This is a genomic window from Sulfurovum sp. (assembly GCA_026990595.1).
GTDB lineage: Bacteria > Campylobacterota > Campylobacteria > Campylobacterales > Sulfurovaceae > Sulfurovum.
In genome coordinates this window covers 1-3,929 of sequence record JALXCZ010000042.1, presented here as the reverse complement: position 1 = coordinate 3,929, position 3,929 = coordinate 1, and the positions used below count along the sequence as shown (strand labels likewise).

At 37.8% G+C, this 3,929-nt stretch carries 2 protein-coding genes, 1 tRNA gene, 1 other RNA gene and 1 pseudogene; 3 read left to right on the top strand and 2 right to left on the bottom strand.

All coding sequences use genetic code 11. The annotated features are described in order from the left end of the window. Positions 1-11: 11 nt before the first annotated feature. Positions 12-99: transfer RNA gene (locus MVE01_RS08180), tRNA-Ser, on the bottom strand. A gap of 103 nt (positions 100-202) precedes the next feature. Between MVE01_RS08180 and ffs the strand changes: the two genes are divergently transcribed. Together ffs and MVE01_RS08170 are read left to right on the top strand one after the other, a co-directional pair. Beyond that, positions 203-300, top strand: an RNA gene (gene ffs, locus MVE01_RS08175) — signal recognition particle sRNA small type. 139 nt (positions 301-439) lie between these two features. Next, on the top strand, positions 440-2,584 hold the full coding sequence (locus tag MVE01_RS08170; protein WP_472561693.1) for a transporter substrate-binding domain-containing diguanylate cyclase: 2,145 nt from the start codon (positions 440-442) through the stop codon (positions 2,582-2,584). On the opposite strand, the gene MVE01_RS08165 is transcribed toward MVE01_RS08170, so the two are convergent. Continuing rightward, positions 2,581-3,669, bottom strand: a complete 1,089-nt coding sequence (locus MVE01_RS08165; RefSeq protein WP_472561692.1) for an ATP-binding protein — start codon at positions 3,667-3,669, stop codon at positions 2,581-2,583. The genes MVE01_RS08170 and MVE01_RS08165 overlap by 4 nt on opposite strands. A 183-nt stretch (positions 3,670-3,852) precedes the next feature. On the opposite strand from MVE01_RS08165, the pseudogene MVE01_RS08160 reads away from it, so the two are divergent. Beyond that, positions 3,853-3,929, top strand: a pseudogene (locus MVE01_RS08160) (30S ribosomal protein S10); the annotation flags it as partial.

Below are 3,929 nucleotides of genomic sequence, written 5' to 3'. Positions count from 1 at the left end.
TGAAATTTAACTGGCAGAGAGGAAGGGATTCGAACCCTCGATGAGTTGCCCCATACACGAGTTCCAGTCGTGCGCCTTCGACCACTCGGCCACCTCTCTAACATCTATCTGAAGAAGATAGGAAAGAATTATAGCCAATCGTGTTTAAAATTGACTAAATTTAATGGCATATAAGCTCTTTTTTGTTATGATTCTCCTGCCTCTTTTAGACCTGTGCAATGGCTTACAGGGACAACGGGTCAGGATGGGAACATAGCAGCCCACCCCTGTTCGTCATGTGCCGCAGGGATCTGAAGGAGGTCTTTCCTTCTTGTAAATCAGCAAACATAAACCCTGTTTTTGAATAAATAAATACACTTCATGCTTAAGTCTTTTTAAGATAAGATTGATCTGATATAATTATTTCTGAAGAGAAAAGTAGGAGACAACGTAATGATCTGTGATTAGAAAATACATAATATATATACTTTTTTTACTACTTTCTACACAATTGGCAGAAGCAGAAAAGACACATTTTACGATTGCTATTGACCCCGAATACATCCCCTTTACACAAAAAGATATTGACGATAACCCCAGTGGATTACTGGTGGATTTTTGGAACTATTGGGCTAAAGTGAATCACTACGTGGTCTCGTATAAATTCTATAAATGGGAAGGGACTTTGGAAGCAACCCAAAAAGGAGAAGTTGATTTTCACTGCGGAACGACCAAAGGTAGAGACTGGATGTACGCTTCAGATAAGATATATGAGATAGAGACTTCACTTTTTACGCTTCGTAACTCCAAAATATCCAATATCCGATCGTTACGGCATAAACGTGTAGGAATAATAGATTCATATTATGGAGATCTTGTCAAGAAGGCAACGGGAAACAGTATAGAAGTGATCACCTACGATGATTATCAGCCTTTGGTAGAAGCATTGAAAAAAGGCAAAATAGATGCATTGGTTGATGATGTTGAATCCGTTGTCTATTATTTTATTAAAACCGGACAGATGAACCAATTTAAGCAGATAAAAGATAAAAGATTACATTTTTATAATGATATTTATGCGATATGCAATGCAAAAAACAGACCTTTGCTCAAACAGATCAATGCAGGACTGAAAAATATGAGACTGAAAAAACTTGCACAGATCGAAAAAATATGGCTGCCGACAGTGGAGAATGCTTTTTATACCAAAAAACTAAAGGTACATAGTCAATATACCAAAGAAGAAGAGGCATGGCTGAAGAAAAACAGTATCAGCCTTACCGGTGATCCCCAATGGCTACCTACACTTTTGGATAGCGGTGTTTACCATTATCATGGGATCATGGGAGATTATCTTCGTGTTATTGTCTCCAATATGGGAAGCAAACTGAAGATACAACCTGCCAATAGTTGGGAAAAAATACTTCATCCCGAAAACGGCCGATACAGTGATGTTATTTTTGGGTCGATAGACAAAGCAACAAAAACAAAGCTTCGTCAAAAATATGATTTTTTGGATGCACAGGATTTTGGTCCTATGGTCATCGTAATGAATAAAAAAGTACGTTTTATCACAAATCTTTATGATATACGGACTAAAAAAATAGGACTGCTTTCCTCTCAGGAGTATACAGACAGGATATGTTCCAAATATGTATCTTATGATTTCACAAAAATGCAAACTGTACCGGCATTGCTGGATGCCATCAAAAGTGGAGAGATTGATGCTGCTCTACTCTCTCTTTCCAAAGCCATTAATTTTCTTGTAGAGAAACAATATGAAGCACTTGATATTGTAGGAAAGACGGATGAAAGTATTTATGTAGATACAGGTGTACTGAAAGCGAAACCTATTCTTAAAAATATTATCAGGAAATCCTTGATCTCCCTGAATACCGATACCAAAGAAAAGATACTTTCCAAATGGACTCGGCGTTTGAACTACATAGAGAAAGTGGATTACAAGTTGACCTATTCTGTTGCTTCATTGTTAGGTTTATTGTTGCTTTCTACAGGCTATTATGCCTATGCGATCAGGAGAAAACATGAAGCAGTGCAGCGCATGAATGTGAAGATAGAACATCTTTCAAAGACAGATGATCTTACAGGACTCTATAACAAACGGGCATTTACCCAGGCTTTTGAGCGAAATAATGATGAAAAAAAGATCTCCGGACTGCTTTTCATCGATGTGGATTATTTTAAAAAATACAATGATTTCTATGGACATATGCAGGGGGATGATACCTTGGAAAAAATAGGGGAGCAACTTAATAGTTATACCTCCTGGCATCGTGGTGCATACCGTATCGGGGGTGAAGAATTCGGTATAATCCTGTATGATTACAATAAGGACGATGCATTGCTGTTGGCTGAAAAGTTACGCGCTGAAATGGAATCCTTGGATATTGTGCATGCGCGGAGTCCGTATAAATGCATTACCCTCTCTATAGGTGTATCAATGTCAGAGGATGATAGTGATACGAAAAGCCTTTACATGAATGCAGATGAAGCACTCTACAAAGCAAAAATGATGGGGAGGAACACCGTTGTTCTTTATGAGAGGGAAAGAGGAAATGCTAAAGAAAAACAGGAAATGACTTAGCTTGCTTCTCTGCTCTCATCATTAATGACACTCCATTCATCAAACGGCAATGCTTCAAAATGTAATTTCTCGATGCTGTATTCATAGTGGTTCGCTACCGTGACAATAGTTACTTTTTCAATACCATATTTTTTATAGAGTGAGAATTTATTCTGAGACTTGACCCAGAGGCTCTCTTCGCTCTCAAAAGGTGCAGGGATAATGAGTTCGTTATGATCGGTCACATATCCATGGATCCCAAGTGTTTGGACATTGATATGGTGTTTCATAAGTGCTAGGGCTATCATGGTATCGAACTGTATGATAAAAGGTTGTCCTATAGTAAGGTATTTGGCGAAAGCAAAATCAAAAATAAGCATCTTCTTCCCGGATTTTTGGTATTTGTCATCAATAAAAAGTATGATTTTCTCTTCAGTAAACAGTTTTATGGTTCTGTAGAGCCAATCTTTGGATACTTTGAATTTCTCTTTGGCAAAGGTGTAGATCTGGTGAGTTGTTAAGTGTTTTGTATGGTGTTGTGCAAGGATAAGAAGCAGTTTTTGTTCCTGGTTGTCAAATGCACTTTGAAAAAATGTTTTCATGACTCGGCTACTGTTTTTTGGCGAACGTGCAAGCAGAGGAAGTGTCCCTGAACGAAGGAAATGATTAAATCCCCTATTTTGTGAACTGCTGCTTTCAAAAGCAAGAAACTCTTCATAATCTAAAGGGAACAGCTCAACAGGGGTAAAGACTTTGTCAACGAGAGCGATACGTGTGACCACGATGAGCTTCTCGACATTGGGGAACAGAGGAAGCATCTCTTCTCTATAATGGTCAAGTACAAGCAGAGTAATACGGTTCCTGTCTATGAACTGCTGCAATGTACTGGTTTCTATGGAGTTAAAAATGAGATTTGGATCTTCCATATCTATGTAAAGGATTTTATCTTCTTCCTCATGGGAAAGCAAGTCCAGTATTATGGATGTCTTTCCGCTGCCTCGTACACCATAAAGATTGAGATCACCTTTAAGGGGAAGTTGTGTTTTCCTTATAACATAAAGATCGTTCACTGGGCGCTGATTTTGATAATATTCAAGTAAATTCATATTTATCCTTCCTTATTAAAAGGAAATATTTTTCTGTATTGTAACGTTTTTAGACTAAAAAGTATTGCACCTTTCAAAAAGTTTGGGTATAATTCGCGTTCCTAAATTTATGTTAGAGGGTTAATCCCCTGTGTTTTAGGCACCTTGGCTTTGCCTTGCTAACGAGTTCTTTAAAGGGTAAATATGGAAAAAATTAGATTAAAGCTTAAAGCTTACGATCACAGAGTGTTAGACAGATCAGTTGCTGCTATAGTAGATGC